The organism is Amphibiibacter pelophylacis (genome assembly GCF_037688875.1).
GTDB lineage: Bacteria > Pseudomonadota > Gammaproteobacteria > Burkholderiales > Burkholderiaceae_C > Amphibiibacter > Amphibiibacter pelophylacis.
In genome coordinates this window covers 94,709-119,323 of record NZ_JAWDIE010000008.1, presented here as the reverse complement: position 1 = coordinate 119,323, position 24,615 = coordinate 94,709, and the positions used below count along the sequence as shown (strand labels likewise).

Below are 24,615 nucleotides of genomic sequence, written 5' to 3'. Positions count from 1 at the left end.
TTGTGGCGCGGCCATTGTACGATCAGGCCTTTCCCCTCTGCCCGCCGCTGCGGGACACCGCCGTGAGCCCTGATTCCACTCCCGAACACCCCCGCGACCTGTCCACCCGCCTGATCCACCCGGATTACCAGCCGCCGGACGGTTTCGAAGCCGTCCAGCCGCCGGTGCACAAGGCCTGCTCGGTGCTCTTCCCGGACATGGCCTCGGTGGCGCAGCGCCGCTGGACCGACCGCAGCAGCTACACCTACGGCCTGCACGGCACGCCGACCACCTACCGGCTTGAAGCGCAGATGGCGCAGCTGGAAGGTGCGCAGCACGCGCTCCTGTGCCCCAGCGGCCTGATGCCGATCGCGCTGGTCAACCTGACTTTTCTCAAGCCCGGCGATGCTGTTCTGCTTCCCGACAACGCCTACGGCTCCGGCCGCGACATGGCCTGGCACTGGCTGCGCGAGCGCGGCGTGCGGGTCGATGTTTACGAGCCCATGGACGTGGCCGCCTTCAGCGCCGCGCTGACCCCACAGACGCGCGTGGTCTGGCTGGAAGCTGCCGGGTCGATCACGATGGAGTTCCCCGACCTGCCCGCGCTGGTCGCCGCCACGCGGGCGCACGAGGCGCGCCACGGCCGTGTCATCGTCGCGCTGGACAACACCTGGGGCGCGGGCCTGGCCTTCAACGCCTTCGAAGCGGGCGCCGATGTCAGCGTCCATGCCATGACCAAATACCCCAGCGGTGGCGCCGACGTGCTGATGGGCGCGGTGGTGACGCGCGACGACGCCCTGCACCGCAGCCTGCAGCGCACCCACATGCATCTGGGCGTGGGCGTGGGCGGCAACGACGCGGAACTTGTCCTGCGCAGCCTGCCCACAATGTCGCTGCGTTACGACGCCCAGGACCGCGCCGCCCGCCATCTGGCGCGCTGGCTGGCGCAGCAGCCGCAGATCGAGCGCGTGCTGCATCCCGCCCTGCCCAGCGGCGTGGGCCACGAACACTGGCAGGCGCTGTGCGGCGTGCGCGATCGGGCGGCGGGGATTTTCTCGTTCACGCTGGACGAACGCTACAGCGCCGGGCAGGCCGACGCGCTGGTCGACGCACTGCAGCTTTTTGGCATCGCCTACTCGTGGGGCGGCCCGATGAGCCTGGCCATGCGCTATGACCTTAGCCAGACCCGCAGCCACGCCCTGCCCTGGCGCGGCGTGCTGATCCGCCTGGCCATCGGCCTGGAGGACGTTGCCGACCTGCAGGCGGACCTGGCGCAGGCGCTGGCGCGGCTGGGGTAAACGACGATCAGGACTGGGTGAGAGGGGTGAAGCGGGTGAGGATGAGCTGATCCCAATCCTGCACCGCCTCGTCGTCCAGCGCCGCAAGCTTCGCCCCCGTCAAAGGCAGCATGGCCTGGACGGCGGCTAGGGCGTGGTTCAGATGATGCAGGTGGCGCTGGCACTGCTGCCAGGCCTGCTCAAGTCTCAGCTTTTCCAGGGCCGTCACAGCTCCAAAATGGCTGACCGCCACGTCGGGCCCGAAACTGGTCTGCGCCGACTGTCTGAGCGCCTCGCGCTCGCGGGGGGTGAGTCGCATGATGGCCCTCAGCTGTCCTGCACCAGATGGTTGCGGATGGCGTACACCGTGAGCTCGGAGTTGTTGGTCAGCCCAAGCTTTTCCAGCACGCGGGCGCGGTAGACGCTGACGGTTTTGGGTGAAAGCACCAGCTCTTCGGCGATGTCCGAGAGGCGCTTGCCCGAGGCGATCATGACCAGGGTCTGCAGTTCGCGGTCGGAGAGCTTCTCGTGCGGCAGGCTGTTCTGCGGGGTGCTGAGGTTTTCGGCCAGCATCAGCGCCACTTCGGGCGAGATGTATTTGCGCCCCTGCCCCACGCTGCGCACGGCGGCGACCAGCTGCTGCGGATCGTCGCCCTTATTGACGTAGCCCCAGGCGCCCGCCTTGAGCGCGCGCAGCGCGTACTGATCCTCGGGGTGCATGCTGACCACCAGCACGCGGATGGGCGAGCCCTCGTCGCGCAGCACCTGCAGCACGTCCAGCCCGCTGCGGCCGGGCATCTGGATGTCCAGCACCAGCACGTCGGGCGTGTGCTCGCGCAGCAGAGCGCGCAGCTCGCCGTAATCGCCCGCTTCGCCGACGACGCGCAGGTCTGGCGCCTCGGCCAGGGTGTCGCGGATGCCGCGCCGGATCAGCGCGTGGTCGTCGCACAGCAGCACCGAAATCATGTCGTTCTCCGCCTGGGACAGAAGCCCGATTGTAGGCCGCGCCCCTGGATGCCCCGCAGCCGGCTTGCGGATCAGGCCGCAGCGTCCGGGGCGTCGTCGCTGTCCGTGTCCGCCCCGGCTGCGCCAGCCGCCGCACCGCCGTCCAGCGGAATCGAGACGATCACCGTCGTGCCCCGTCCCGCGCTGGAGACATCCACCCAGCCGCCCACACGGTGGGCGCGCTCGCGCAGGCCGCGCAGGCCAAAGCTGGCCGATTTGCCCAGATCGTCGCTGGACAGGCCGCGCCCGTTGTCGCTGACTTCCATGGACAGCACGCCCTCGCTGACCATCAGGTCCAGCGTGACCTGGCTGGCCTGCGCGTGCTTGGTGATGTTGGTCAGGCACTCCTGCGCGGTGCGGTAGACCACCAGCGGCACCCCGGCGGGCAGCTGCAGCTGTTCGCGGTTACTGCTGAACTGCGCGCGGATGCCGGTGCGTTCGCTGAAGTTGGCCACCATCCACTGCAGCGCGGGCACAAGGCCCTGATCCAGGATGGCCGGGTGCAGGTTGTACATGATGCGTTTGCTGGCCTGCAGCGCCTGGCCCAGGGTGTCCAGCGCGGCCGTCAGGCGCGCCTGCACGGCGTCGCCGCTGCAGTGGCGCTGCAGCCAGGCCAGATCGAAACGCAGCGCGGTCAGCGCGCCGCCGACATCATCGTGAATCTCGCGGGCGATGGCGGCGCGCTCCTGGTCCACGCTGGTCTGCAGATGCTGGGCCAGCTCGGCGACGCGCTGGCGCGAGGCGTTCAGCGCCGCATCGGCGCGCTGGCGCGCGCGGCGCTCGTCGTTGGCCTGCAGCACCTGATCGACGGCTGGCGCCAGCCGCGTCATGCTGCCCTTGAGGATGTAGTCGTTGGCGCCGTGGCGCATGGCTTGCACGGCCAGGTCTTCGCCAATCTCGCCCGAGACGATGACAAACGGCAGCTCGGCCACGCCCGGCAGGCTGCTGGCACGCACGATCTGCAGCGCGCGCAGGCCGGAAAAGCCCGGCAGGTTGTAATCCGAAATGATGATGTCCCAGCCGCGCGCTTCGGACAGCGCCGCCAGGAAGGTGGCTTCGGTGTCCACGCGCAGCACCTCGACCGCCTGCGCGCAGCGGCGCAGGTGGGCCGCGACCAGGGCGTGGTCGAGCTCGGAATCTTCCAGGTGCAGCACCCGCAGTTGCGGGCGCGCCGTCAGGGACGCAGGCGTTTCGGTCATGGAGGGCGCGGCCGTGGGCCGCAGGGCAGGTCCGGTCAATCTCAGGCAGCAAGGGTGTCACAAGGCCTGGGGCGGGTGGAAGACGAAATGCTGGCGATTTTCGGCCATCTTTCGCTCAATACCGGCATCGGTTCGGCCGAAGATGCAGTCTCACCCGTCCTTCGCCTTCAACGCCATGAGCCAAACGCCTTTTCCGCCGCCGCCCGAGCCTGCAGCGCCGTCCGCCCCGGCTGATGGGGCCGTGCGGGCGCCGTCACCCGCCCTGTCGCTGATGGCCGCCATGGACGTCCAGGACCAGCTGCTCATCGTCCACCACGACATGGACCGGCTGCGCACGCTGCTGGCCGATGCGGGGGCGACGCTGATGGACAATTTCCACGAGCTGTCGACCATGATGTTCCGCCGCCAGGGCGGGGGCGCACCGCCCGGTGGCCAGGAGCGCCGCCGCACGCGGGAAAGCGCTCCGGACGCTGCCCCGGCGGCGCGCAGCGATTCACCCTTCCGCCACAGCGATTTCGCCGAATCGCAGTTCGGCCTGCCCGAAGCGCTGGCCGATGATCCGGCGCTGGCCCCGGTGGTCGAGGCCGTGGAAGAGCGTCGCCGCAGCGGCGACCCCAGCCAGCGCCAGAGCGACCGCGAACGCGCCGAGGCGCTGATGCTGCGCATCGTGACCGCGCTGCAGTTTCAGGACATGGCCAACCAGCTCATCGAACACGCCTGCAACCGCCTGCGCAGCTCGGCCGACCGCATCGCCCGCGACATCATGAGTGGCGACGGCGACGAGCCCGCCGAAGCCGCTTACGTCGAAGACCCGCCGATGCGTCCCAACCCCGTCACCCAGGACGAGATGGACGCGGGCAGCGTCGAGCTGTTCTGAACCGGCCCTGTCCACCGTCCCATTTCATTCAACCCGCGACCCTGTCCCCGGAGCTAACATGCCCACCATACTTGCCGTAGACGACTCGGCTTCCATGCGCCAGATGGTCTCTTTCACCCTGAAGAACGCCGGCTACGACGTGACGCAGGCCGTGGACGGCCAGGAAGCCTACGAGAAAGCCAGCCAGCAGGATTTCGATCTGGTTCTCACCGACCAGAACATGCCGCGCCTGGACGGCATTGGCCTGACGAAAAAGCTGCGTGAGCACCCCAAGTTCAAGGCCACGCCCATCCTGATCCTGACGACCGAATCGGGCGACCAGATGAAGCAGGCGGGCAAGGCGGCGGGCGCGACAGGCTGGCTGGTCAAACCGTTTGACCCGGCCAAGCTGATCGACGTGATCGGGCGCGTGCTGCGCTGACCCCGGGCGGGCCCCACGCGGTGGGCGCCTTCGCCGATTTTTTTGCAACAGAGCGGCTGTGGCCCCGACCGGTGGCCAGGCCGTGATCCGTGTCAGGGGGCGCCTTTCGTCCCGTGGAGCAGTCAGACATGAGCACAGACAACAGCGCGTCCGGGATGGACCTCACCCAGTTCTACCAGGTTTTCTTCGAGGAAGCCGGTGAGAACCTGGAAAACATGGAGCAGATGCTCCTGGGGCTGGACATCACCAGCGCCGACGACGAAACCCTGAACGCCATTTTCCGCTGCGCGCACTCGGTCAAGGGCGGCTCGGCGACGTTTGGCTTTTCCGAAGTCGCGGCGCTGACGCACGAAATGGAAACCCTGCTGGACAAGCTGCGCCGCCACGAGCTGGCGCCCGATCCGGCCATGGTGGACGTGCTGCTGTCCTCGGGCGATGCGCTCAAGGCCATGCTGGCCCGCCGCCAGGGCGCCGCCATCGACGAGGTGGACACCAGCGATCTGCGCGAACGCATCAAGGCCATGGCCGCCGGGAAGATGACCGCCGCCATGCCCACGCAGCCCGTGTCGCCTGAACTGGCGCCCAAGCCCCTGCCAGCCGCAACGGCTGCGGCACCCGCCATTCCGGACGGCGCGCACCTGTGCCCCCAGACCCACCCCAATCCCGAGGGCTGGCAGCTTGAAGCGCTGGCCAGCGTTCCCGCCAACCTGATCGCCACCGGCCTGCCCATCCGCCTGCTGGAACTCACCGTCGGCCCGCTGGAAAACCCGGATACCGCCGACAGCCTGGCCGAGCTCTTCCAGGAGATCGCCGATCTGGGCACTTTCGAGCCGCTGGACGGCGGTCGCCACGCCGACGGCATCCGCCGCTACCGCGTCACCACGACCAGCAGCGACGGCGACCTGATCGACCTGTTCAGCTTCCACATCGACCGCGACCGCATGAAGCTGGAGCCGCTCTCCAGCGGTTACGGTTTCCACGAAGGCGCGCCCGGCGCCCCCAGCCTCACGCCCACGCCCCCCGCCGCGCCAGCCCCCGCACCCGCGGCCACGGGCGACGAAGGCTTCGGCTTTTTTGACGACGCGCCCGGCGCCCCGGGCTCAGCCCCCGCAGCGGCGGCTGCCCCGGCGCCTGCTGCAGCAGCGCCCGCTGCGGCCGCACCGGCCGCCGTCAAACCGGCCGCCAAACCGGCCGGCGCCACGGGCGATTCCACGCTGCGCGTGTCGGTGGAAAAAGTCGATCAGCTCATCAACCTGGTGGGCGAACTGGTCATCACGCAGGCCATGCTGGCGCAGAACAGCCGCCACATTGATCCGGCGCTGTACCAGCAGATGGCCGCCGGCCTGGCCGATCTGGACCGCAACACGCGCGATCTGCAGGAGGCCGTGATGTCGATCCGCATGATTCCGATGTCCATGGTCTTCAACCGCTTCCCGCGCATGCTGCGCGATCTGGCGGCCAAGCTGGGCAAAAAAGTCGAAATGGTCACCCAGGGCGAAGCCACCGAGCTGGACAAAGGCCTGGTCGAGAAAATCACCGATCCGCTCACCCACCTGGTGCGCAACAGCTGCGACCACGGGCTGGAGCTGCCCGCCGACCGCCTGAAGGCCGGCAAGCCCGAAACCGGCACGATCACGCTAGCAGCCTCGCACCAGGGCGGCAGCATCGTCATCGAAGTGCGCGACGACGGGCGCGGGCTCAACCGCAACAAGCTGATCAGCAAGGCGCGCGAGCGCGGCCTGGACGCCCCGGACAGCCTGAGCGATTCCGAGGTCTGGAACCTGATCTTCGCGCCGGGCTTTTCCACCGCCGACCAGGTCACCGACGTGTCGGGCCGGGGCGTGGGCATGGACGTGGTCAAGAAAAACATCACCAGCATGGGCGGCACGGTGGAGATCGAATCCGCCGAAGGCTTTGGCATGAGCGTCAAGGTGCGCCTGCCGCTGACGCTGGCCATCATGGACGGCATGAGCGTGCGCGTGGGGCGCGAATCCTACATCCTGCCGCTGTCCTCGGTGGTGGAATCCTTCCTGGTCCAGCCCGACCAGATGCACACCGTGGGCGGCACCGGCCGCGTGGTGCAGGTGCGCGAAGAGTACATGCCCGTGCTGGAGCTGGAACAGGTCTTCGCCGTGCCGCGCGAAGAAGAGAACCGCCCCAACATCATGGTGGTCGTCGAATCGGACGGAGCGCGCCTGGCGATGATCGTCGACGAACTGCTGGGCCAGCAGCAGGTGGTGGTCAAGAACCTGGAGGCCAACTACCGCAAGGTGCCCGACATTTCGGGCGCCACCATCATGGGCGACGGCCATGTCGCTCTGATTCTGGACGTGGGCTCGCTGATCCGGCGCAGCCGCCACTGATTCCGGTTCTCGCAAAACACAACACATCCATTATTTCTGGGGTATTTCATGGTTCAGTGGTTCAGGCATTTTTCGGTGCGCTTGCGCATGACAGGCGCGGTCATCATCGTCGGCATTGTGCTGCTGGGGCTGGGCGGCGTCGCCCTGATCGGCATGTCGCGCATGAACACGCTGGCGGGAGAGTTCGTCGGCGAGCACTTCAAGGAAGCGCGCCTTGCGGGCGATCTCAACAGCGGCATGCTGCAGCTGCGCCGTGACGAGAAGGATCTCCTGCTGAACATCGGCAACGCCCAGGGCCAAGCCAAATACCTGGGCACCTGGCAGAAAAACCAGGCGAAGGTGGCCGAAACGCTGGCAGCGCTAGAGCAGTCGCCCACGCCCGCCACCGTGCAGGCCGCCCGTGAGATCGGCGCCAGTCTCAACAGCTACGTGTCCCTGGCGAAAGACGTGATCCAAGGCGCCCAGGACGGCCGCTTCGCCACGCCGCAGTCGGCCAACAGCGCGCTGTCGGACGCCAAAAAGCAGTTCGCCACCGCCGAGAAAGGTCTGGACGCCCTGACCCAGTCGGTCGCCGCCGCTGCCGACGAACACCTGGTGCTGATGCACAGCAGCAGCGACATCACGCAGACGCTGTATCTGGCCCTGACTGTGCTCGCCCTGCTGATTGTGGTGCCGACCACGCTGATCAACTCGCGCTCCATCGTCCAGCCGCTGCGCCGCGCCACCGAGCTGACGCAGAAAATCGCCCAAGGCCAGCTCAACACCCCCGTCCAGCTGGAAGGCCGTGACGAGCCCGCCGAGCTGATGCGCGCGCTGCACGACATGCAGCAGTCGCTGTCGGGCATCGTGCAGCAGATCCGCCAGTCGGCCGAATCCATCGACAACGCTTCCAGCGAAGTCGCCGTCGGCAACAGCGACCTGGCCACGCGCACCGAAGAAGCCGCCTCGCAGCTGCAGTCCACCGCCAGCTCGGTCAGCACCCTGACGCAGGTCGTGCAGCACACCGCCAACTCGGCGCAGCAGGCCCGCGAGCTGGCCGGACAGGCCAGCACCACCGCCGCTCAGGGCGGCAGCGTGGTGGCGCAGGTGGTGACCACCATGACCGACATCGACGCCAGCAGCCGCCGCATCAGCGACATCATCGGCGTGATCGACGGTATCGCCTTCCAGACCAACATCCTGGCGCTGAATGCCGCCGTGGAAGCCGCCCGTGCGGGCGAACAGGGCCGGGGCTTTGCCGTGGTCGCCGCCGAAGTGCGCAGCCTGGCGCAGCGCAGCGCAGGCGCGGCCCGCGAGATCAAGGCGCTGATCGGTGAATCGGTCGAGCGCGTGCAGACCGGCTCGCGCCTGGTGCAGGGCGCAGGCACGACCATGAACGAAATCGTCGCTTCGGTCGAGCGCGTGGGCGGCATCATTGCGGAAATCTCCGACACCTCCAGCAGCCAGAGCCAGCAGATCGTCGGCATCAACGACACCGTGCTGCAGCTGGACCAGATGACGCAGCAGAACGCCGCGCTGGTCGAGCAGAGCGCCGCCGCCGCCGAGAGCCTGAGCGAACAGGCCCGCCGCCTCAAAGAGCTGGTCTCGCACTTCCGCACCCAGGGCGGCAGTGCGTCAGATTTCGGCGCCCACACCGCCCCCGCCGACGTCGCCCACGCCGTCATCAACCAGGCCCGCGACCGCGCCGCCTACGCCACCGCCTGACGCCACTCAGCCCCCAGCCGCCACGCTAGAATGACGGCTTCGGGCCTCTAGCTCATGCTTGGTTAGAGCAGCGGACTCATAATCCGTTGGTGCCGGGTTCGACTCCCGGGGGGCCCACCAGACGGCCAAAAACCAGAAAGCCAACCCTGCGGGGTTGGCTTTTTTGTGGCTGCGCGATGGCTCAGTCTGAGCTAAGTCAGCCTGCGTATCTTCCGTTATGTGCCAATTCCTGCACTTTCACGGAGAAGATACATGACACGCAAAACCACCCTGTCTCTGCTGGCCATCCTGCTGGCGACTGGCAGCGCCGCGGCCTACGCCGCCAAAGGCTCCACCGAGAACGATGCTGCCGCTGTGCTTCAGGCCCAGGTGCCACTGGCCCAAGCGGTGGCCATTGCCGAACAGCATGTCAAAGGCAAAGCCTCAAAGGCGGAATATGAGAACTCAAAACAAGGCTGGGTTTATGACGTTGAGGTCGTCAGCGGAGCCCAGGTTTTTGATGTGCGGGTTGATGCCGCCAAGGGCACGGTGATCTCGTCGGCAGCGGACACGGCGGATCGCGATGATGATCAGGATAAGAAAGACTGATTTCCGACCGAATCGCCAGACAGCCCTCTTCGGGAGCTGTCTGGCCCGGAGCCCTCATGGAATCACTCAACCACACCATTTTTCTCTGGCTCAATGCCCCGAAACATCCTGGTGCGCTGACTCTTGCTGTGGCCATCTTCCTGGCTGAACAGCTCATCTGGACAGTGCCACTGCTGATCGGCATCGGGTGGCTCAGAGGCGGCGAGTCAACACGCAGGACCGTGCTCGCTGCTGCCGCATCGGGCCTGCTGGGCCTGCTCGTTAACCAGCTCATCGGGCTGGTCTGGCCGCATCCCCGGCCCTTCATGATCGGCCTGGGCCACACCCTTATTCCTCATGTTGCCGATTCGTCTTTCCCAAGCGATCACCTGACGCTCTGGTGGTCCGCTGCTTTCAGCCTCGTGCTGCAACGCGGTCCACGAAGGGCCGGAGTGGTCTTGAGTCTGCTGGGCCTCCCCATCGCCTGGGCGCGCATTTATCTGGGCGTGCACTTCCCTTTCGACATGCTTGGAGCCCTCGCGGTGGGCGCGCTCAGTGCGTGGCTGGCGCTGTACGGAGCACGCTGGTATCTGGAACCGCTTTACCAATTCGCCACCGGCATTCATCGCCGGATTTTTGACAGGAAAACACCATGAACACACTCTCCAGAAGCCATGCACCGGGCTGGCTCAACAAAGTCCCGCAAGTCGCCCTGTCGTTCTGGATCATCAAGATCATGTCCACCACGGTGGGCGAGACAGGCGCTGATTTCCTGGCGGTCAACGCCGGTCTGGGGCAGGGTTTCACGCGAACCGTCATGGCGGCCCTGCTCGCGACGGCACTCTTTGTGCAGCTGCGAACACGGCGATATACGCCCTGGATCTACTGGCTGACGGTGGTCCTGGTCAGCGTGGTCGGCACCCAGATCACCGACCTCCTGACCGATGGTCTGGGCGTCAGCCTGTACTTCAGCACCTCAGCATTTGCCGTGGCACTGGCCGTGATTTTCCTGATCTGGCACCGCGTCGAACGCACTCTGTCCATCCACGACATCGTGACACCCCGCCGGGAGCTGTTCTACTGGGCCGCCATCCTGTGCACGTTTGCGCTGGGCACTGCGGCTGGCGACCTGGCCACTGAGGCCCTGGGTCTGGGCTTCACTTGGGGTGCAGTCGCCTTTGGCGCCCTGATTGGCCTCACCGGCCTGGCCTGGCGCATGGGCGGCAACGCCGTCCTGACTTTCTGGATGGCCTACATCCTGACCCGGCCCTTTGGGGCTGCGCTGGGCGATCTGCTGACGCAGGACAAAACCTATGGCGGCCTGGGTATGGGGGCCCTCTGGACCAGCGCGCTGTTCCTCACGGTCATCGTCATTCTGGTGGCCCTCGCGCAGATCGCGATGAAGGGACGCCGCTCTGCACAGATCACCCAATAAGGTTCTGCTCTCAAACCCGGAAAAAAGGAAACAACATGTCCGCAAAATACTCGATCGCCCATTCGGTTGCCGTCGTGCTTTTGGTTTTATTCGCCAGCGGCTGCTCCAAACCAGCCGATCACAGCAGCGCGAGTGCAACACCCGGCGTAACTGTCAGCGCACCGGCCAGCACTCTGGCCCAGAACGCCACGCCAGCCCCGGGCCAAACGGCCTCCAGGCTGGGTGACCTGTCAAGCTTTCACAGCATCGCCTCAGACGTGGCCGCCCTCGTGAACAAAGGCGACCTGCCCGCAGCAACGGCACGGATCAAAAACCTCGAAGTCGCCTGGGATTCGGCTGAGGCAGGGCTCAAGCCCCGTGCGGCCGACGATTGGCATCAGCTGGACAAAGCCATCGACAAAGCATTGACTGCGCTGCGCGCCGATACACCGAACCCGGCAGACTGCAAGGCCGCGATGGCGCGTCTGCTGAAAACTTTCGACGCCCTCAATGGCAAAGCCTGAAGCGGCTTTTCAATGAAATAGACAATGAAATTAACCCTTTCCCGCCACACCCGGTATGACCGGACGAGTCAGGCTTTTCACTGGGCGACTGCCCTTCTTGTGCTGATTACTTTCACGCTGGGCCCGGGTGATTTTGGCCATCTCATCGCTTATGGCAAAGACCCGGGTACCCGGCTGGATATTGTCTGGCACGAGTCGCTGGGCATGACGATTTTTACGCTCACGCTGCTGCGACTCGTCTGGGTGGCAGTGAGGCCCAGGACCCCGGAGTTTCCAATGCCGCCAACCCTGCGACGGATTTCCCGTCTGGTGCACGTCGCCTTGTGGAGTCTGCTACTGACCCTGCCCTTGACAGCGCTGCTGGCCTTGAGCACGGAGGCCAATCCCCTGACGCTTCTGGGCGGGATCAGCTTCAGCGCCTGGCCGACTTTTACTGCATCGCCTCTGGTCAGTATTCTGGACTGGGGTCATGTTCACAAGCTGCTGGGTGATGCCATCGTCTGGCTGGCGGGAGCACATGCTACGGCGGCGATTTTCCACCATACCGTGCTCAAGGATGGCGTGCTGCGCGCCATGCTGCCGTAACATGCCGCGACTTGTGGGGAACTGATATGCGCGTGCTGCTGGTCGAAGACGATCCCATGATCGGGGAGGCGATCCAGGGGGCCTTGAAAGATGCGTCTTACGCCGCCGATTGGGTGAAGAATGGCTCAACCGCCCTCTCGACACTGAGCAGCCAGCATTACGATCTGGTATTGCTCGATCTGGGGCTGCCCGGCCAGGATGGGCTTGAGGTCCTGGCCCGCATCCGCGCCAGGGACAATCCGGTTCCCCTGCTCATCATCACCGCACGCGACGGGCTGGACGACAGGCTGCGCGGTCTGGACGGCGGCGCGGATGATTATCTGCTCAAGCCGTTCGACATGGCCGAGCTGCTGGCCAGGATGCGGGCCGTCCTGCGGCGCAAGGGAGGCCAGGGAGCGCCCGTGCTGGGCAATGGCCTGGTGTCGCTCGACCCGGTCACCAAAGAGGCCTGCGTCCGTGGCGGCGACGGGGTGCAGCTGTCCGGCCGCGAGTTCTCGCTGCTGCAGGCTCTGCTCGTGCGGCCCGGAGCCATCCTTTCGCGCAGCGAGCTGGAGGATCGCATTTATGGCTGGGGCGAGGAAGTTGAAAGCAACGCCGTCGAATATCTGATCCACGCGCTGCGGCGCAAGCTGGGCAGCGAGATCATCAGGAATGTCAGGGGGGTCGGATGGATGGTCTCAAAAAGCGCCTGAACGACTCGGTCCAGCTCAAGCTGTCCGTCACACTGTCACTGACCATCGTCCTTGTGGCCATCGTGGCGGGCGTGTTCTCCTTCCTGTCCGCCTTCGACGAAGCCCATGAGCTGCAGGACGATGTTCTGCGCCAGGTGGCACAGCTCATGGATCGCCAGAGCCTGTCGCCGCTTGCGCGGCCCCCCGCTTCCCCTCTCAATGGGGCCGATGAGGAATCGCGCGTGATCGTCCAGCGCCTGGGCGAGACAGGCCCTTCCGGGGCGGGCGTGGACGCAGGAGGCCCGCTCGCGCTCCCGGCGACTCTGGCGGATGGATTGCACACCCTGCAGGTCGGCGGCGAGACGTTTCGCGTGCTGATCAAAACCACCGCGGCCGGTGAGCGTGTTGCCGTGGCCCAGGAATCCGGTTTCCGCAATGAAATTGCCCGCGATGGCGCGCTGCGCACTGTGATGCCTTTTCTGGTTCTCATGCCGGTGCTGCTGCTGCTCGTGGCGGATCTGGTGCGCAAAATGTTCCGGCCCATTGCGGCGCTTTCCCGAGAGATCGACCGGCGGGCCGAGCAGGAGCTGCATCCCATTGAGGATCGCCACCTTCCGGCCGAGGTGCGCCCCTTCGCCGTGGCGATCAACCGGCTGCTGGCCCGCGTGGGCCAGTCCATGGCGGCCCAGCGCCGCTTTGTAGCGGATGCGGCGCACGAGCTGCGCTCTCCACTGACCGCCCTGTCGCTTCAGGCGGAGCGTCTGGCAGAGGCCGAAATGTCCGGCCCGGCCCGCGAGCGCCTGACGGTGCTGCGCGAGGGGATCGCGCGGGGCCGAAGCCTGCTGGATCAGCTCTTGACGCTGGCCCAGGCGCAGTCGGACACCGATCTGGCGCAGTCCGCCGTCTCCATCCTGGCCATCTACCGCCGTGTGCTGGAAGACCTGATGCCTCTGGCCGAGATCAAGCGCATCGACATCGGCGTCGAAGGGGCGCAGGACGCCAGAGTCTGGGCCCGTGAAACAGACCTGTTTGCCATGATCAGGAATCTGGTCGATAACGCCATCCGCTACACGCCCGCAGGAGGGCGTGTGGATCTTTTTGTGGGCGTCGTCGCCGAAAAGGCCGTCATACGCATTCAGGACAGTGGGCCCGGCATTCCACTGGCTGAGCGGGATCGGGTGTTTGACCCCTTCTACCGCATCCTGGGCAACGATCAGGTGGGCTCAGGCCTGGGGCTGTCTATCGTTCAGGTGATTGCCCGTCGCATCAGCGCCGAAATCCATCTCGGGTTTTCTGACCCAGAAAAGCAAAGCGGCCTGACTGTTACAGTGACTCTTCCCATGCAATAGCGGAGGGATCAACGTGGAGGCCAGCCAGATGGCGCATTCAGCGGGGTGGTTTTATTGGGCACTGCTGTCCGCCATTTTTGCGGCACTGACGGCTGTTTTTGCAAAAGTCGGCATTCAGGGGGTGGATTCCGATCTGGCCACCCTGATCCGGACAGCGGTCATCATTGTTGTGCTGTCCATTTTTGTCGCCTGCACCGGCAAGTGGACCAACCCTTTCGACCTTGAACCCAGAACCTGGCTGTTTCTGGGGCTGTCCGGCCTGGCCACAGGGGCCTCGTGGGTGTGCTACTTCCGCGCGCTTCAGCTGGGTGAGGCCTCCAAAGTGGCGCCGGTCGACAAGCTCAGCCTTGTGCTGGTGGCGGTGTTTGCGTTTGCCTTCCTGGGCGAGCGGCCGTCATTGCGCGAGTGGTCGGGCATTTTGATGGTTGCCGCAGGCGTTCTGCTGCTGGCCTTCAAACGATAGCTGGACAGCCCGGCGGCAGGCCAGCCTGTCACAGCGGCGTGTGCGGATCAGAGGCAGAAACGGGCCCGGCATCGCCCAGCCGGGGTGAACGGGGCTGATCGGCGTTCATGGCGCGCCAGATCACCGGCCGGGCCGAGGCCGGGATCGGGCCCGACGGCCGGGGTGCGCCGCAGGCGCTGCAGCTGTCACAGCTGCTGCAGCCGGAGGAGCTCTGCGGACGGGCGGACCGGGCGGCACGCCATCGTGCGGGCCCGAGGTCGCTGATGCGCCGACGCAGCGACGCAGGCGCCAGCCGCCAGCCCGCGTAAAGCCCCGCCCAGACCCCCATGCAATTCACCAGCACCTGCTCGAGCATCTCAGCCTCCCAGTCCAAGCGCCACACGGTAGGTGACGAAGGACGCCGCATACGCCATGGCAAACAGGTAGACCGTCATCAACAGCGGATAGCGCCAGGAATTGGTTTCACGCCGCACGATGGCAAACGTCGAAACGCACTGCGGTGCAAAGACATACCAGGCCAGCAGGGACAGTGCCGTGGCAAGAGACCAGCTGTGGGCCAGAAGTGGTGACAGCTGCGCCTCGACGTCCTTGCCGCTGGCTGATAGAGCGAACACCGTGCCCAGGGCGCCGACCGCCACTTCACGGGCCGCCAGCCCGGGGATCAGGGCGATGGCAATCTGCCAGTTGAAGCCAATCGGCGCGAACACGCTTTCCAGCGCGTGCCCCAGAAGGCCGGCGTAGCTGAACTGGATGGCCGGCCCGATGCTGCCAGCAGGCGGTGCGGGGTAGGTGGCAATGAACCAGAGCAATATCATCAGCGACAGGATGATGGTCCCGACGCGGCGAACGAAAATTTCCGCCCGCTTTGCCAGACCGATGGCCAGATGGCGCAGATTGGGCAGCCGATAGGACGGCAGCTCCATCAACAGCGGATGGTGGGCAGCCCCGCCGCGCAGGTGCTTGAAGCACCAGGCCACGGACATCGCGGCGACGATCCCGGCCAGGTAGAGCGAAAACAGCACAAGGCCCTGCAGATTCACGACACCCGCCACGCTGCGGTTGGGCACGAAGGCGCCGATCAACAGGGCATACACCGGAAGGCGGGCCGAGCAAGTCATGAGGGGCGCGATCATGATGGTCACGAGACGGTCGCGCCAGCTGGTGATGGTGCGGGTGGCCATGACAGCCGGCACAGCGCAGGCAAAACTCGACAGAAGCGGAATGAAGGAGCGTCCGGACAGACCCACAGCCCCCATGATGCGGTCCAGAAGAAAGGCCGCACGCGGCAGGTATCCCGAGTCTTCCAGCAGCAGGATGAAAAGAAAGAGAATCAGAATCTGCGGCAGGAAAACCAGCACGCCGCCCGCACCGGCCAGGATACCGTCCACCAGAAGGCTCTTCAGGGCCCCATCGGGCAGGAGGCGGCCCAGACCGGCACCCAGCGCATCCATCCCGTCCTTGATGATGTCCATGGGCACCTGGGCCCAGCTGAAAACCGCCTGAAACATCAGGAAAAGGACGGTTAGCAGGACGAGCATGCCCCAGAAGGGATGCAGGATGACGCGGTCTATGGCGTCATCCCTGCGTGTATCCACCACAGGCAGGGTCACGGTGCGCTGCAGGATGCCGCGCACCTCCTGCTGGGCCTGGAGCACTTCAGCGACACCGGGGGCCTGCCAGGGCGGCTGAACCACGGGTCGCGGCGCCACGTGGCGTTCGATGCCATCGATCAGGCCCTGAGCGCCATCGCGCCGTATCCCGACCGACTCGACCACAGGCACGCCGAGTTCCTGCTCCAGGGCGGCGAGGTCTATGGTGATGCCCTGGCGCCGCGCGGCGTCGCTCAGGTTGACGGCGACCAGCATGGGCAGGCCCAGGCGGCGCGCCTCGATCACCAGGCGCAGGCTGAGTTTGAGGTTGGTGGCATCGGTCACACAGACCAGCAGGTCCGGCCGCTCCTCTTCCCCCATGGCGCCCGTCACGATGTCCCGCGTCACCCCTTCGTCGGCGCTGATGGCATTGAGGCTGTAAGCGCCCGGCAGATCAATGACACGCAACTGGCGCCCGCCTGGCGTCACCAGCGTCCCTTCCTTGCGCTCAACCGTTACCCCGGCGTAATTGGCGACTTTCTGGCGGCTGCCGGTGAGCAGGTTGAAAAGCGCTGTCTTGCCGCAGTTGGGATTGCCAAGAAGCGCGACACGCAACAGCCTGCCTTGGGCTGCGCTCACGGCTGCACCCCGGAATTGACGGCCACACGGATGTAGTCGGCCTCGAAGCGGCGCAGAGCGAAGGTGGCGTTGCCGACGCGAACGGCAATGGGCTCACGTCCAGGAAAACCGTGGGCCAGCACGCGGACCCGCTCCCCGGGCACAAAACCGATCTCGATCAGCCTCAGCACAACATCGTGGTCTTCGCCCATGGGCGGCGTTTCCACGTGGGTCACGGTGGCCGTGGCGCCTCGGGGCAGATCGCCCAAGCGGAGCGGGTCCGGGGAAGTGGCTGCGGGTGCATCGTCTGGGCTGAGCCAGGTGTCTTTGCGCAGCAGGTCCGTGTTCATGGCCGGGATCTTTCCTTGTCAACTTCTGCAGAGCGGTGGCTCAGGAAGAATCAGGAATTCAGTCTACTCCAGACTGAGTATGGGACGCATTATCATTTGTAATAAATGCGTTGTCCGGACGCAGGCGCTCACCCCGCCGCCACAAACGACAGCTTCCCCGCCGCCGCCTTCAGCATCTCCAGCACCGCGTCCGGGCTGGGGCCGATGTGGCGGTCGATGCGGCGGATGTAGGGGCAGGTCAGCACCGCCAGCGCGTGGCCGTCGGGGCCCAGCAGCGGGCAGGAGAGGTCGATCACGCCGTGCGACTGCAGGCTGTCGCGCTGGATGTGCCCGGCGCGGGCGATGGCGGCCAGACGGCGCGGCAGTTCGTTCGGCGGCAGCGGCACTTCGCCCTCCTGCGCGCTGTGCTCGGCCAGCATGTGCGGCACGCGCTCCGGATCGCTGAAAGCCAGCCACATCTGCCCGGACGCGGTATCGGCCAGCCCCACGCGCGCGCCCAGGCGGATGGACATGCCCCAGGCGCTCGGGCCGTTGACCTGCGCGACGATCAGCATGTCGCCCCGGTCGTACTGCGCCATGTGGCAGGACTGTTCGGCCTGGCGCGCAAAAGCATCCATCACCGGGAGCGCCTGCGTGATCAGGCGGTTGAGCGGCGGGTGCATGTGCGCCAGCGCGTACAGCTTCAGGCTGAGCGCAAAGCGGTCGCCGCCCTCGCTGCGCTGCACGTACTGGCGCGCCACCAGGCGCTCGAGCATGCGGTAGATCTCGCCCGGGCTGCGCGCCATGGCGGCGACGATCTCACTGCGCGTCAGGCCCTGCGGCTGGCGGGCCAGCAGCTCCAGGATGTCCAGACCTTTGTCCAGCGCGGGCGCGCGGTAGCGGTCGCTGGGGTCGGTCGCCGGGCTGGACGGATCGGTCAAAGGCTTCTTCAAGGGTTAGTCCTGATAGGTCTGGCGTGTTCAATGATGAATAATAAATTCACAAATGAACTTTGATCCATCCAGACCCGGCTGACCATCCGGGTTTGTCCGGACCCACAGACATGACTGCCACCCAGCGCCTTCAGGGCAAAACCGTTCTCGTCACCGCCGCCGCCCAAGGCATGGGCCAGGCCAGCGCCATCGCCGCCGCCCGCGAGGGCGCGCAGGTCATCGCCACCGACATCAACGCCCCCCTGCTGGACGATCTGGCCCGCGCTCACCCCGCCATCCGCACGCAGGTGCTGGACGTGCGCTCGGCCCCGGCCATCGCCGCGCTGGCGCAGCAGGTGGGCAATGTGGATGTGCTGTTCAACTGCGCGGGCATGGTCCACCACGGCACGGTGCTGGAGTGCGACGACGACGCCTGGGCGCTGAGCTTTGATCTCAACGTCACCTCCATGCACCGCATGGTGCGCGCCTTCCTGCCCGGGCTGCTGCGCCGGGCGCAGGTGACGGGCAGCGCCAGCATCATCAACATGGCCTCGATGGCGTCCAGCGTCAAAGGCTTCCCCAACCGCTACGCCTACGGCGCCACCAAGGCCGCCGTGATCGGCCTGAGCAAGGCCATCGCCGCCGACTTCGTCAAGCAGGGCCTGCGCTGCAACGCACTGTGCCCGGGCACGGTGGACACGCCCTCGCTGCGCGGACGCATCGCCGCCGCCGCCGACCCGGTGCAGGCCGAAAAGGATTTCATCGCGCGCCAGCCCATGGGCCGCCTGGCCACGGTGGACGACATCGTGCCCATGGTGATTTACCTGGCCAGCGACGATTCGCGCTTTGTCACCGGCCAGGCGCTGCTGGTCGATGGCGGCGTCACCATCTGACCGCCGCACCGCAATGACCGCCGCCCCGACTGCCACGAGCGCCGCCGAAACATCCGCTGTCCCGCTGCTGGATCTGCGCGGCATCGGCAAATCATTCCCTGGCGTGCGCGCGCTGCACGAGGTGAAGTTCAGCCTGCAGCCCGGCGAAGTCCACGCGCTCATGGGCGAAAACGGCGCGGGCAAATCCACCCTGATGAAAATCATCGCGGGCGTGTACCGCAAGGACGAGGGCGAGATTCGCGTCAGCGGCCAGCCGCAGGACATCGGCAGCCCCACCGCCGCGCAGCAGCTTGGCATCGGCATCGTGCATCAGGAGCTCAACCTGATGAACCACCTGAGCTGCGCGCACAACATCTTCATCGGGCGCGAGCCGCGCAAACTGGGCGGCCTGCTGCTGGACGAGGAGCGCATCAACCAGGGCGCACAAAAGCTTTTCGACCGCCTGCGCCTGCGCCTGGATCCGCGCACGCGGGTGGGCGAGCTGTCGGTGGCGCGCCAGCAGATGGTCGAGATCGCCAAGGCGCTGTCCTTCGAATCGCGCGTGCTCATCATGGACGAACCCACCGCCGCGCTGAACAACGCTGAGATCGACGACCTCTTCACCATCATCCGCCAGCTGCGCGACGAGGGCGTGGGCATCGTCTACATCTCGCACAAAATGGACGAGATCCAGCGCATCGCCGACCGCGTCACCATCCTGCGCGACGGCCAGTACATCGACACCGTGCCCGCCGCCAGCACGCCCATGGAGCGCATCATCGCGCTCATGGTCGGGCGCGAACTGGCGCAGACCACGCCCGACATCCCCGACACATCCGGCCAGCCCGTGCTGCTGGAGGCCAGAAACATCCGGCGCGGCCGCATGGTGCAGGACGTCAGCCTGACGCTGCGCGCGGGCGAAATCGTCGGCCTGGCCGGGCTGATGGGCGCCGGGCGCACCGAGCTGGCCCGCGCCATTTTCGGCGCCGATGCGCGCGACGGCGGCGAGATTCTGGTGCGCGGCGTGAAGCAGAACATCCGCTCCCCGCAGGACGCCGTGCGCGCGGGCATCGGTTATCTGTCTGAGGACCGCAAGCACTTTGGCCTGGCACTGGGCATGGACGTGCAGGCCAACACCGGCCTGGCCGACATGGCGCAGTTCGTGCGCGGCGGCTTCTGGCTGGACGAGGGCAAGCTGGCGAAAACCGCCACCGACATGGTCCAGCGCCTGCGCATCAAAACGCCGGGCATCCAGCAGAACGTGCGCCTGCTGTCGGGCGGCAACCAGCAGAAGGTGGTCATCGCCAAGTGGCTGGTGCGCGACTGCGACATCCTCTTTTTTGACGAGCCCACGCGTGGCATCGACATTGGCGCCAAGGCCGAAATCTACCGCCTGCTGCAGGATCTGGCCGCGCAGGGACGCGCCATCGTGGTGATTTCGTCCGAACTGCCCGAAGTGCTGCGCCTGTCGCACCGCGTGCTGGTGATGTGCGAAGGCCGCCTGACGGGCGAGATTCCCGGCGCTCTGGCCACGCAGGAAAACATCATGCGCCTGGCGACCCTGCGCGCTGCCTGAGGGCCGCCTGACCGCCGCCTGACCGCCCACGCCTCCACCCTGACATGACCCCCGCAAAGGCCCCGATGGACACCGCAGCACCCTCCAAACTCAAGCGCCTGCTGGGCGCCGATGCGCGCCAGAAGCTGCTGGCTTTTGCCAGCCTGCTGGCGCTGATCGCCATTTTTGGCGCGCTCAAACCCGACGCCTTCCTGACCGAAGAGAACGTCGTCGGCATCCTGCAGGCGACCTCGGTCAACGGCGTGCTGGCGGTGGCCTGCACCTTCGTCATCATCACCGCCGGGATTGATCTGTCGGTCGGCGTCCTGATGACCTTCTGCTCGGTCATGGCCGGGGTCTTCATGGTCAACTGGGGCCTGCCGATGGCGGTCGGCGTGCCCGGCGCCATCGCGGTGGGCGCGCTGATGGGCTGTGCCTCGGGCCTGACCATCACCAAGCTGCGCGTGCCGCCCTTCATCGCCACGCTGGGACTGATGATGCTGCTCAAGGGCCTGTCGCTGATCATCACCGGCACGCGCCCGATCTACTTCAGCGACATCGAAGGCTTTGACGCCATCGCCCTGGGCACGCTGATCCCCGGCCTGCCCAACGGCGTGCTGGTTTTTGCGCTGGTGGCGGGCGTCAGCGCCATCGTCCTCAACAAGACGCTGCTGGGCCGCTACACCTTTGCGCTGGGCAGCAACGAAGAGGCGGTGCGCCTGTCGGGCGTCAACGTAGACCGCTGGAAAATCATCGTCTACGCCTACAGCGGCGCGGTCTGCGGCATTGCCGGACTGATGATGGCGTCGCGGCTGAACTCGGCGCAGCCCGCGCTGGGCCAGGGCTACGAGCTGGACGCCATCGCTGCCGTGGTCATCGGCGGCACCTCGCTGGCGGGTGGCGTCGGCACCATTCTGGGCACCGTCATCGGCGCTTTCATCATGAGCGTGCTGGTCAACGGCCTGCGCATCCTGTCGGTGGCGCAGGAGTGGCAGATGGTGCTCACGGGCCTGATCATCATCCTGGCCGTTTACACCGACAACCTGCGCCGCAAGCGCCAGCATTGAGCGCCCCTTTTCCGTTCCAGTTCCGTACGAGTTCCCGTTCCAAAAACCCCCGAAGGAGACTGACATGATTTCCAAGCGCAAACTGCTGGCGACTGCGGCCGCTCTGGCCGCCGCCGCCACCCTGGGCCTGGGCAGTGCCCACGCCGCCGAGCCCTACATCCCGCTGATTTCCAAAGGCTTCCAGCACCAGTTCTGGCAGGCGGTGAAGGCCGGGGCGGAAAAAGCCGGGGCCGATTACAAGGTCAAGGTGACGTTTGAAGGCCCCGAGACCGAGCAGCAGGTCGACAAGCAGATGGACATGCTCACCGCCGCGCTGGCCAAGAAACCCGCCGCCATCGGCTTCGCCGCGCTGGACAGCAAGGCCGCGATTCCGCTGCTGAAAAAGGCCCAGGCCGAGAAGATTCCCGTGATCGCTTTTGACTCGGGCGTGGACAGCCCCATCCCGGTGACCACCGCGACCACCGACAACGTGGCTGCCGCAGGGCTGGCCGCCGACAAGATGGCCGCGCTGATCGGCGGTGAGGGCGAAGTCGCCGTGGTGGCGCACGACCAGACCAGCACCACCGGCGTGGGTCGCCGCGATGGCTTCGTCAACCGCATCAAGGCCAAATACCCCAAGATCAAGGTCGTGGACATCCAGTACGGCGGTGGCGATCACCTGAAATCGGCCGAAATCGCCAAAACCCTGCTGCTGGCGCACCCGAAACTGAAAGGCATTTTCGGCACCAACGAAGGCTCGGCCGTGGGCGTGGGCAAGGGCGTGAAAGAGGCCGGCAAGAAGGTCGTCATCATCGGCTACGACTCGGGCAAGGACCAGAAAGCCATGATCATGGACGGCACGATTGCGGGCGCCATCACGCAAAACCCCGTCGGCATCGGTTACAAAACCGTTGAAGCCGCCGTGAAAGCGCTCAAGGGCGAGAAACTGCCCAAAATCATCGACACCGGCTTTTACTGGTACGACAAAACCAATATGACCGATCCCAAGATCGCTGCGGTGCTGTACGACTGATCAAGCCTCTGTATGAATCCCACGCCGGTCCATCTGGCGTGGGTTTTGTGAAAGAATTTGATGACCGAAAATATCCAGACTCTTTATCGAAAAGTCCTGCTGCGCTTCATCCCATTTCTGATTGTCTGTTTCGTCTTCGCCTATTTCAATCGAGTCAATATCAGCTTTGCGAAGCTCGAAATGCAGAGCGACCTGGGGTTTAGCGATGCCGCTTACGGACTTGGCGCAAGTATTTTTTTCGTCGGCTATTTTCTGTTCGAAGTTCCCAGCAACCTGATTCTCCACCGGGTGGGGGCACGTCGCTGGATAGCACGCATCATGATCACGTGGGGCGTTGTCTCGGCCAGCATGATGTTTGTCACCACAGAAACACAGTTTTACGTGGTGCGGTTTTTGATCGGTGTGGCTGAAGCCGGGTTTCTTCCGGGTGTCGTGCTGTATCTGACGTACTGGTTCCCTGCTCGGGAGCGGGCCAAAGTCAACTCTGTCTTTTTCACGGCGATTGCTATTTCAGGAGTCATCGGTGGCCCAGTCTCGGGATTCGTCATCAGCCAGATGCACAGTTTTATGGGCTTGAGAGGATGGCAGTGGCTTTTCCTGATCGAAGGTTTACCATGTGTTCTGCTGGGTCTGATCTGTCTGCGCTTTCTGGACGACGGAATTGACGCTGCGCGATGGCTGACCCATCAGGAAAAAATCCTGCTTAGAAAAAACCTCGACACCACCAAAGACGCCCAAGCCACGCACAGCGTCGCGCACCTGTTTCGCCGACCTGAGGTTCTGCTGCTTTCTGTCTTATATATCCTGATGCTGATGGGTCTTTACGGATTCACTTTCTGGGCTCCACAGCTGATCAAGAACTCAGGCGTCAGCGACCCGTTCAACGTGGGTCTGTTATCAGCTATTCCCTATGCCGCTGCAGGTATCGCCATGGTCTGGGTAGGTCGTCACTCAGACCAGACCGGGGAACGCAAATGGCATATGGCCCTGTGCGTCCTGCTCGGGGCTCTCGGTTACCTCCTGAGTGGGCTTTTCGCGCAGAGTACACTGCTGTCTATGACGGCCTTGACGCTGGCTGCAATAGGTGTTATTGCCTGCCTGTCGGTATTCTGGACTATGCCACCGCGCATGATGGCAGGTGCGGCAGCGGCCGGTGGCATTGCCTTTATCAACTCCATGGGCAATCTGGGCGGCGTCATCAGCCCTTATATGGTGGGCAAGGTGGTATCCGTCACCCACAGCCCGGTCTATGGGCTGTATGCCATCGCGGCGGCCTCACTGCTGGCATTTATCATGATCGTGTGGATGATTCCAGCGCACCTTATCTCCCGTGAGCCAAAGGCTTCTTCTGATAACCCATCTGATAATTTTTGAAGAAAGGCAACCATGAAACTCCTCCGATACGGTCCTGCGGGCCAGGAAAAGCCCGGCGTGCTCGACGCCCAGGGGCGTGTGCGCGACCTGTCCGGCGTGCTGACCGATATTGCGGGGCATGCCCTGCTGCCTGAAAGCATCGCCCGCCTGCAGGCGCTGGATCTGGAGGAGCTGCCGCTGGTGCCTGGCGTGCCGCAGGCCGACCTGCGCCTGGGGCCCTGCGTGGGCCAGATCGGCAAGTTCATCTGCATCGGGCTGAACTACTCGGACCACGCCGCCGAAACCGGCATGGCCGTGCCGCCCGAGCCGGTGGTTTTCAACAAATGGACCAGCGCCATCGTCGGGCCGGATGACGATGTCGAGATTCCGCGCGGTTCGCAGAAAACCGACTGGGAGGTCGAACTCGGCGTGGTCATCGGGCGCGGCGGGCGCTACATCAGCGAGGCCGACGCCATGAGCCACGTCGCGGGCTACTGCGTGGTCAACGACGTGTCCGAGCGCGAATACCAGATCGAGCGCAGCGGCACCTGGGACAAGGGCAAGGGCTGCGACACCTTCGGCCCGACGGGCCCCTGGCTGGTCACCGCCGACGAGGTCGCTGACCCGCAAAACCTGCGCCTGTGGCTCAAGGTCGATGGCAAAACCTTCCAGGACGGCACGACCGCGACCATGGTTTACGGCGTGCCTTTCCTCGTCCATTACCTCAGCCAGTTCATGAGCCTGCAGCCCGGCGATGTCATCTCGACCGGCACGCCGCCCGGCGTGGGCATGGGCCAGAAGCCGCCCGTTTACCTGCGCCCCGGCCAGGTGATGGAGCTGGGCATCGAGGGCCTGGGCCAGCAGCGCCAGCGCACAAAAGCCGCCTGAGC

Annotated in this window: 26 protein-coding genes and 1 tRNA gene; 20 read left to right on the top strand and 7 right to left on the bottom strand. The window is 65.4% G+C overall.

Annotated features, from left to right (window positions below; all coding sequences use genetic code 11):
• The first annotated feature begins 62 nt into the window (after positions 1 to 62).
• A complete protein-coding gene (locus RV045_RS06960; RefSeq protein WP_423235049.1) occupies positions 63 to 1,277 on the top strand; it encodes a PLP-dependent transferase in 1,215 nt (404 codons plus the stop codon).
• A gap of 7 nt (positions 1,278 to 1,284) precedes the next feature.
• On the opposite strand, the gene RV045_RS06955 is transcribed toward RV045_RS06960, so the two are convergent.
• From RV045_RS06955 to RV045_RS06945, 3 genes are all read right to left on the bottom strand, one after another.
• Positions 1,285 to 1,575, bottom strand: coding sequence for a hypothetical protein (locus RV045_RS06955; protein WP_423235048.1), 291 nt, complete (start codon positions 1,573 to 1,575; stop codon positions 1,285 to 1,287).
• 8 nt (positions 1,576 to 1,583) lie between these two features.
• Positions 1,584 to 2,222, bottom strand: a complete 639-nt coding sequence (locus RV045_RS06950) for a response regulator (protein WP_423235047.1) — start codon at positions 2,220 to 2,222, stop codon at positions 1,584 to 1,586.
• A 71-nt stretch (positions 2,223 to 2,293) separates the two neighbouring features.
• Positions 2,294 to 3,460, bottom strand: coding sequence for an ATP-binding response regulator (locus RV045_RS06945; protein ID WP_423235046.1), 1,167 nt, complete (start codon positions 3,458 to 3,460; stop codon positions 2,294 to 2,296).
• A 175-nt stretch (positions 3,461 to 3,635) separates the two neighbouring features.
• On the opposite strand from RV045_RS06945, the gene RV045_RS06940 reads away from it, so the two are divergent.
• The 13 genes from RV045_RS06940 (at position 3,636) to RV045_RS06880 (ending at position 14,398) form a co-directional block, all read left to right on the top strand.
• Entirely contained in the window at positions 3,636 to 4,337 is a 702-nt protein-coding gene (locus tag RV045_RS06940; RefSeq protein ID WP_423235045.1) for a hypothetical protein, read from the top strand.
• A 58-nt stretch (positions 4,338 to 4,395) separates the two neighbouring features.
• Positions 4,396 to 4,758 (top strand): response regulator, encoded by a 363-nt coding sequence (locus RV045_RS06935; protein ID WP_423235044.1) that lies wholly within the window; start codon positions 4,396 to 4,398, stop codon positions 4,756 to 4,758.
• 128 nt (positions 4,759 to 4,886) lie between these two features.
• Entirely contained in the window at positions 4,887 to 7,121 is a 2,235-nt protein-coding gene (locus tag RV045_RS06930) for a chemotaxis protein CheA (protein ID WP_423235043.1), read from the top strand.
• A gap of 48 nt (positions 7,122 to 7,169) precedes the next feature.
• Positions 7,170 to 8,825, top strand: coding sequence for a methyl-accepting chemotaxis protein (locus RV045_RS06925; RefSeq protein ID WP_423235042.1), 1,656 nt, complete (start codon positions 7,170 to 7,172; stop codon positions 8,823 to 8,825).
• 41 nt (positions 8,826 to 8,866) lie between these two features.
• A tRNA-Ile gene (locus tag RV045_RS06920) sits at positions 8,867 to 8,945 on the top strand.
• A 132-nt stretch (positions 8,946 to 9,077) separates the two neighbouring features.
• The gene (locus RV045_RS06915; RefSeq protein WP_423235041.1) at positions 9,078 to 9,413 is read left to right on the top strand and encodes a PepSY domain-containing protein; all 336 of its coding nucleotides are present in this window, start codon (positions 9,078 to 9,080) and stop codon (positions 9,411 to 9,413) included.
• 56 nt (positions 9,414 to 9,469) lie between these two features.
• The gene (locus RV045_RS06910; RefSeq protein WP_423235040.1) at positions 9,470 to 10,048 is read left to right on the top strand and encodes an undecaprenyl-diphosphatase; all 579 of its coding nucleotides are present in this window, start codon (positions 9,470 to 9,472) and stop codon (positions 10,046 to 10,048) included.
• Positions 10,045 to 10,827, top strand: a complete 783-nt coding sequence (locus RV045_RS06905) for a COG4705 family protein (RefSeq protein WP_423235039.1) — start codon at positions 10,045 to 10,047, stop codon at positions 10,825 to 10,827. The genes RV045_RS06910 and RV045_RS06905 overlap by 4 nt, the downstream gene beginning before the upstream one ends.
• A gap of 35 nt (positions 10,828 to 10,862) precedes the next feature.
• Positions 10,863 to 11,330, top strand: a complete 468-nt coding sequence (locus RV045_RS06900) for a hypothetical protein (RefSeq protein WP_423235038.1) — start codon at positions 10,863 to 10,865, stop codon at positions 11,328 to 11,330.
• A 24-nt stretch (positions 11,331 to 11,354) separates the two neighbouring features.
• On the top strand, positions 11,355 to 11,915 hold the full coding sequence (locus RV045_RS06895; protein WP_423235037.1) for a cytochrome b: 561 nt from the start codon (positions 11,355 to 11,357) through the stop codon (positions 11,913 to 11,915).
• 26 nt (positions 11,916 to 11,941) lie between these two features.
• Entirely contained in the window at positions 11,942 to 12,607 is a 666-nt protein-coding gene (locus RV045_RS06890; RefSeq protein WP_423235036.1) for a response regulator, read from the top strand.
• Positions 12,583 to 13,935 (top strand): sensor histidine kinase, encoded by a 1,353-nt coding sequence (locus tag RV045_RS06885; RefSeq protein WP_423235035.1) that lies wholly within the window; start codon positions 12,583 to 12,585, stop codon positions 13,933 to 13,935. Before RV045_RS06890 ends, RV045_RS06885 begins: the two co-directional genes overlap by 25 nt.
• Positions 13,936 to 13,963: 28 nt before the next feature.
• On the top strand, positions 13,964 to 14,398 hold the full coding sequence (locus RV045_RS06880) for an EamA family transporter (RefSeq protein ID WP_423235081.1): 435 nt from the start codon (positions 13,964 to 13,966) through the stop codon (positions 14,396 to 14,398).
• Between the two features lie 28 nt (positions 14,399 to 14,426).
• On the opposite strand, the gene RV045_RS06875 is transcribed toward RV045_RS06880, so the two are convergent.
• From RV045_RS06875 to RV045_RS06860, 4 genes are all read right to left on the bottom strand, one after another.
• Positions 14,427 to 14,753 (bottom strand): hypothetical protein, encoded by a 327-nt coding sequence (locus RV045_RS06875; RefSeq protein ID WP_423235034.1) that lies wholly within the window; start codon positions 14,751 to 14,753, stop codon positions 14,427 to 14,429.
• A gap of 1 nt (position 14,754) precedes the next feature.
• Entirely contained in the window at positions 14,755 to 16,626 is a 1,872-nt protein-coding gene (gene feoB, locus RV045_RS06870; protein ID WP_423235033.1) for a ferrous iron transporter B, read from the bottom strand.
• Positions 16,623 to 16,955: a FeoA family protein gene (locus RV045_RS06865; RefSeq protein ID WP_423235032.1), complete on the bottom strand. Its 333-nt coding sequence runs from the start codon at positions 16,953 to 16,955 to the stop codon at positions 16,623 to 16,625. The genes feoB and RV045_RS06865 overlap by 4 nt, the downstream gene beginning before the upstream one ends.
• A 128-nt stretch (positions 16,956 to 17,083) precedes the next feature.
• A complete protein-coding gene (locus RV045_RS06860; protein ID WP_423235031.1) occupies positions 17,084 to 17,887 on the bottom strand; it encodes an IclR family transcriptional regulator in 804 nt (267 codons plus the stop codon).
• 110 nt (positions 17,888 to 17,997) lie between these two features.
• On the opposite strand from RV045_RS06860, the gene RV045_RS06855 reads away from it, so the two are divergent.
• From RV045_RS06855 to RV045_RS06830, 6 genes are all read left to right on the top strand, one after another.
• Entirely contained in the window at positions 17,998 to 18,759 is a 762-nt protein-coding gene (locus tag RV045_RS06855; protein ID WP_423235030.1) for an SDR family oxidoreductase, read from the top strand.
• A gap of 13 nt (positions 18,760 to 18,772) precedes the next feature.
• Positions 18,773 to 20,314 carry a sugar ABC transporter ATP-binding protein gene (locus tag RV045_RS06850; protein ID WP_423235029.1) on the top strand — a complete coding sequence of 514 codons (1,542 nt, stop codon included), beginning with the start codon at positions 18,773 to 18,775 and terminating at the stop codon, positions 20,312 to 20,314.
• Between the two features lie 44 nt (positions 20,315 to 20,358).
• On the top strand, positions 20,359 to 21,360 hold the full coding sequence (locus tag RV045_RS06845) for an ABC transporter permease (protein WP_423235028.1): 1,002 nt from the start codon (positions 20,359 to 20,361) through the stop codon (positions 21,358 to 21,360).
• 64 nt (positions 21,361 to 21,424) lie between these two features.
• On the top strand, positions 21,425 to 22,372 hold the full coding sequence (locus tag RV045_RS06840; RefSeq protein WP_423235027.1) for an ABC transporter substrate-binding protein: 948 nt from the start codon (positions 21,425 to 21,427) through the stop codon (positions 22,370 to 22,372).
• A 60-nt stretch (positions 22,373 to 22,432) separates the two neighbouring features.
• Entirely contained in the window at positions 22,433 to 23,746 is a 1,314-nt protein-coding gene (locus RV045_RS06835) for an MFS transporter (RefSeq protein WP_423235026.1), read from the top strand.
• 12 nt (positions 23,747 to 23,758) lie between these two features.
• On the top strand, positions 23,759 to 24,613 hold the full coding sequence (locus RV045_RS06830; RefSeq protein WP_423235025.1) for a fumarylacetoacetate hydrolase family protein: 855 nt from the start codon (positions 23,759 to 23,761) through the stop codon (positions 24,611 to 24,613).
• The last annotated feature ends 2 nt before the right edge of the window (positions 24,614 to 24,615 follow it).

Excerpts from the sequence above, each read along its gene's own strand:
- RV045_RS06865 (WP_423235032.1), bottom strand. The coding sequence starts at position 16,955 with ATGAACACGGACCTGCTGCGCAAAGACACCTGGCTCAGCCCAGACGAT.
- RV045_RS06945 (WP_423235046.1), bottom strand. The coding sequence starts at position 3,460 with ATGACCGAAACGCCTGCGTCCCTGACGGCGCGCCCGCAACTGCGGGTG.
- RV045_RS06890 (WP_423235036.1), top strand. The coding sequence starts at position 11,942 with ATGCGCGTGCTGCTGGTCGAAGACGATCCCATGATCGGGGAGGCGATC.
- RV045_RS06940 (WP_423235045.1), top strand. The coding sequence starts at position 3,636 with ATGAGCCAAACGCCTTTTCCGCCGCCGCCCGAGCCTGCAGCGCCGTCC.
- RV045_RS06840 (WP_423235027.1), top strand. The coding sequence starts at position 21,425 with ATGATTTCCAAGCGCAAACTGCTGGCGACTGCGGCCGCTCTGGCCGCC.
- RV045_RS06830 (WP_423235025.1), top strand. The coding sequence starts at position 23,759 with ATGAAACTCCTCCGATACGGTCCTGCGGGCCAGGAAAAGCCCGGCGTG.
- RV045_RS06850 (WP_423235029.1), top strand. The coding sequence starts at position 18,773 with ATGACCGCCGCCCCGACTGCCACGAGCGCCGCCGAAACATCCGCTGTC.
- RV045_RS06930 (WP_423235043.1), top strand. The coding sequence starts at position 4,887 with ATGAGCACAGACAACAGCGCGTCCGGGATGGACCTCACCCAGTTCTAC.
- RV045_RS06875 (WP_423235034.1), bottom strand. The coding sequence starts at position 14,753 with ATGCTCGAGCAGGTGCTGGTGAATTGCATGGGGGTCTGGGCGGGGCTT.
- RV045_RS06950 (WP_423235047.1), bottom strand. The coding sequence starts at position 2,222 with ATGATTTCGGTGCTGCTGTGCGACGACCACGCGCTGATCCGGCGCGGC.
- RV045_RS06905 (WP_423235039.1), top strand. The coding sequence starts at position 10,045 with ATGAACACACTCTCCAGAAGCCATGCACCGGGCTGGCTCAACAAAGTC.
- RV045_RS06855 (WP_423235030.1), top strand. The coding sequence starts at position 17,998 with ATGACTGCCACCCAGCGCCTTCAGGGCAAAACCGTTCTCGTCACCGCC.
- RV045_RS06955 (WP_423235048.1), bottom strand. The coding sequence starts at position 1,575 with ATGCGACTCACCCCCCGCGAGCGCGAGGCGCTCAGACAGTCGGCGCAG.
- RV045_RS06845 (WP_423235028.1), top strand. The coding sequence starts at position 20,359 with ATGACCCCCGCAAAGGCCCCGATGGACACCGCAGCACCCTCCAAACTC.
- RV045_RS06910 (WP_423235040.1), top strand. The coding sequence starts at position 9,470 with ATGGAATCACTCAACCACACCATTTTTCTCTGGCTCAATGCCCCGAAA.
- RV045_RS06935 (WP_423235044.1), top strand. The coding sequence starts at position 4,396 with ATGCCCACCATACTTGCCGTAGACGACTCGGCTTCCATGCGCCAGATG.
- RV045_RS06835 (WP_423235026.1), top strand. The coding sequence starts at position 22,433 with ATGACCGAAAATATCCAGACTCTTTATCGAAAAGTCCTGCTGCGCTTC.
- RV045_RS06895 (WP_423235037.1), top strand. The coding sequence starts at position 11,355 with ATGAAATTAACCCTTTCCCGCCACACCCGGTATGACCGGACGAGTCAG.
- RV045_RS06915 (WP_423235041.1), top strand. The coding sequence starts at position 9,078 with ATGACACGCAAAACCACCCTGTCTCTGCTGGCCATCCTGCTGGCGACT.
- RV045_RS06885 (WP_423235035.1), top strand. The coding sequence starts at position 12,583 with ATGGATGGTCTCAAAAAGCGCCTGAACGACTCGGTCCAGCTCAAGCTG.
- RV045_RS06900 (WP_423235038.1), top strand. The coding sequence starts at position 10,863 with ATGTCCGCAAAATACTCGATCGCCCATTCGGTTGCCGTCGTGCTTTTG.
- RV045_RS06880 (WP_423235081.1), top strand. The coding sequence starts at position 13,964 with ATGGCGCATTCAGCGGGGTGGTTTTATTGGGCACTGCTGTCCGCCATT.
- RV045_RS06925 (WP_423235042.1), top strand. The coding sequence starts at position 7,170 with ATGGTTCAGTGGTTCAGGCATTTTTCGGTGCGCTTGCGCATGACAGGC.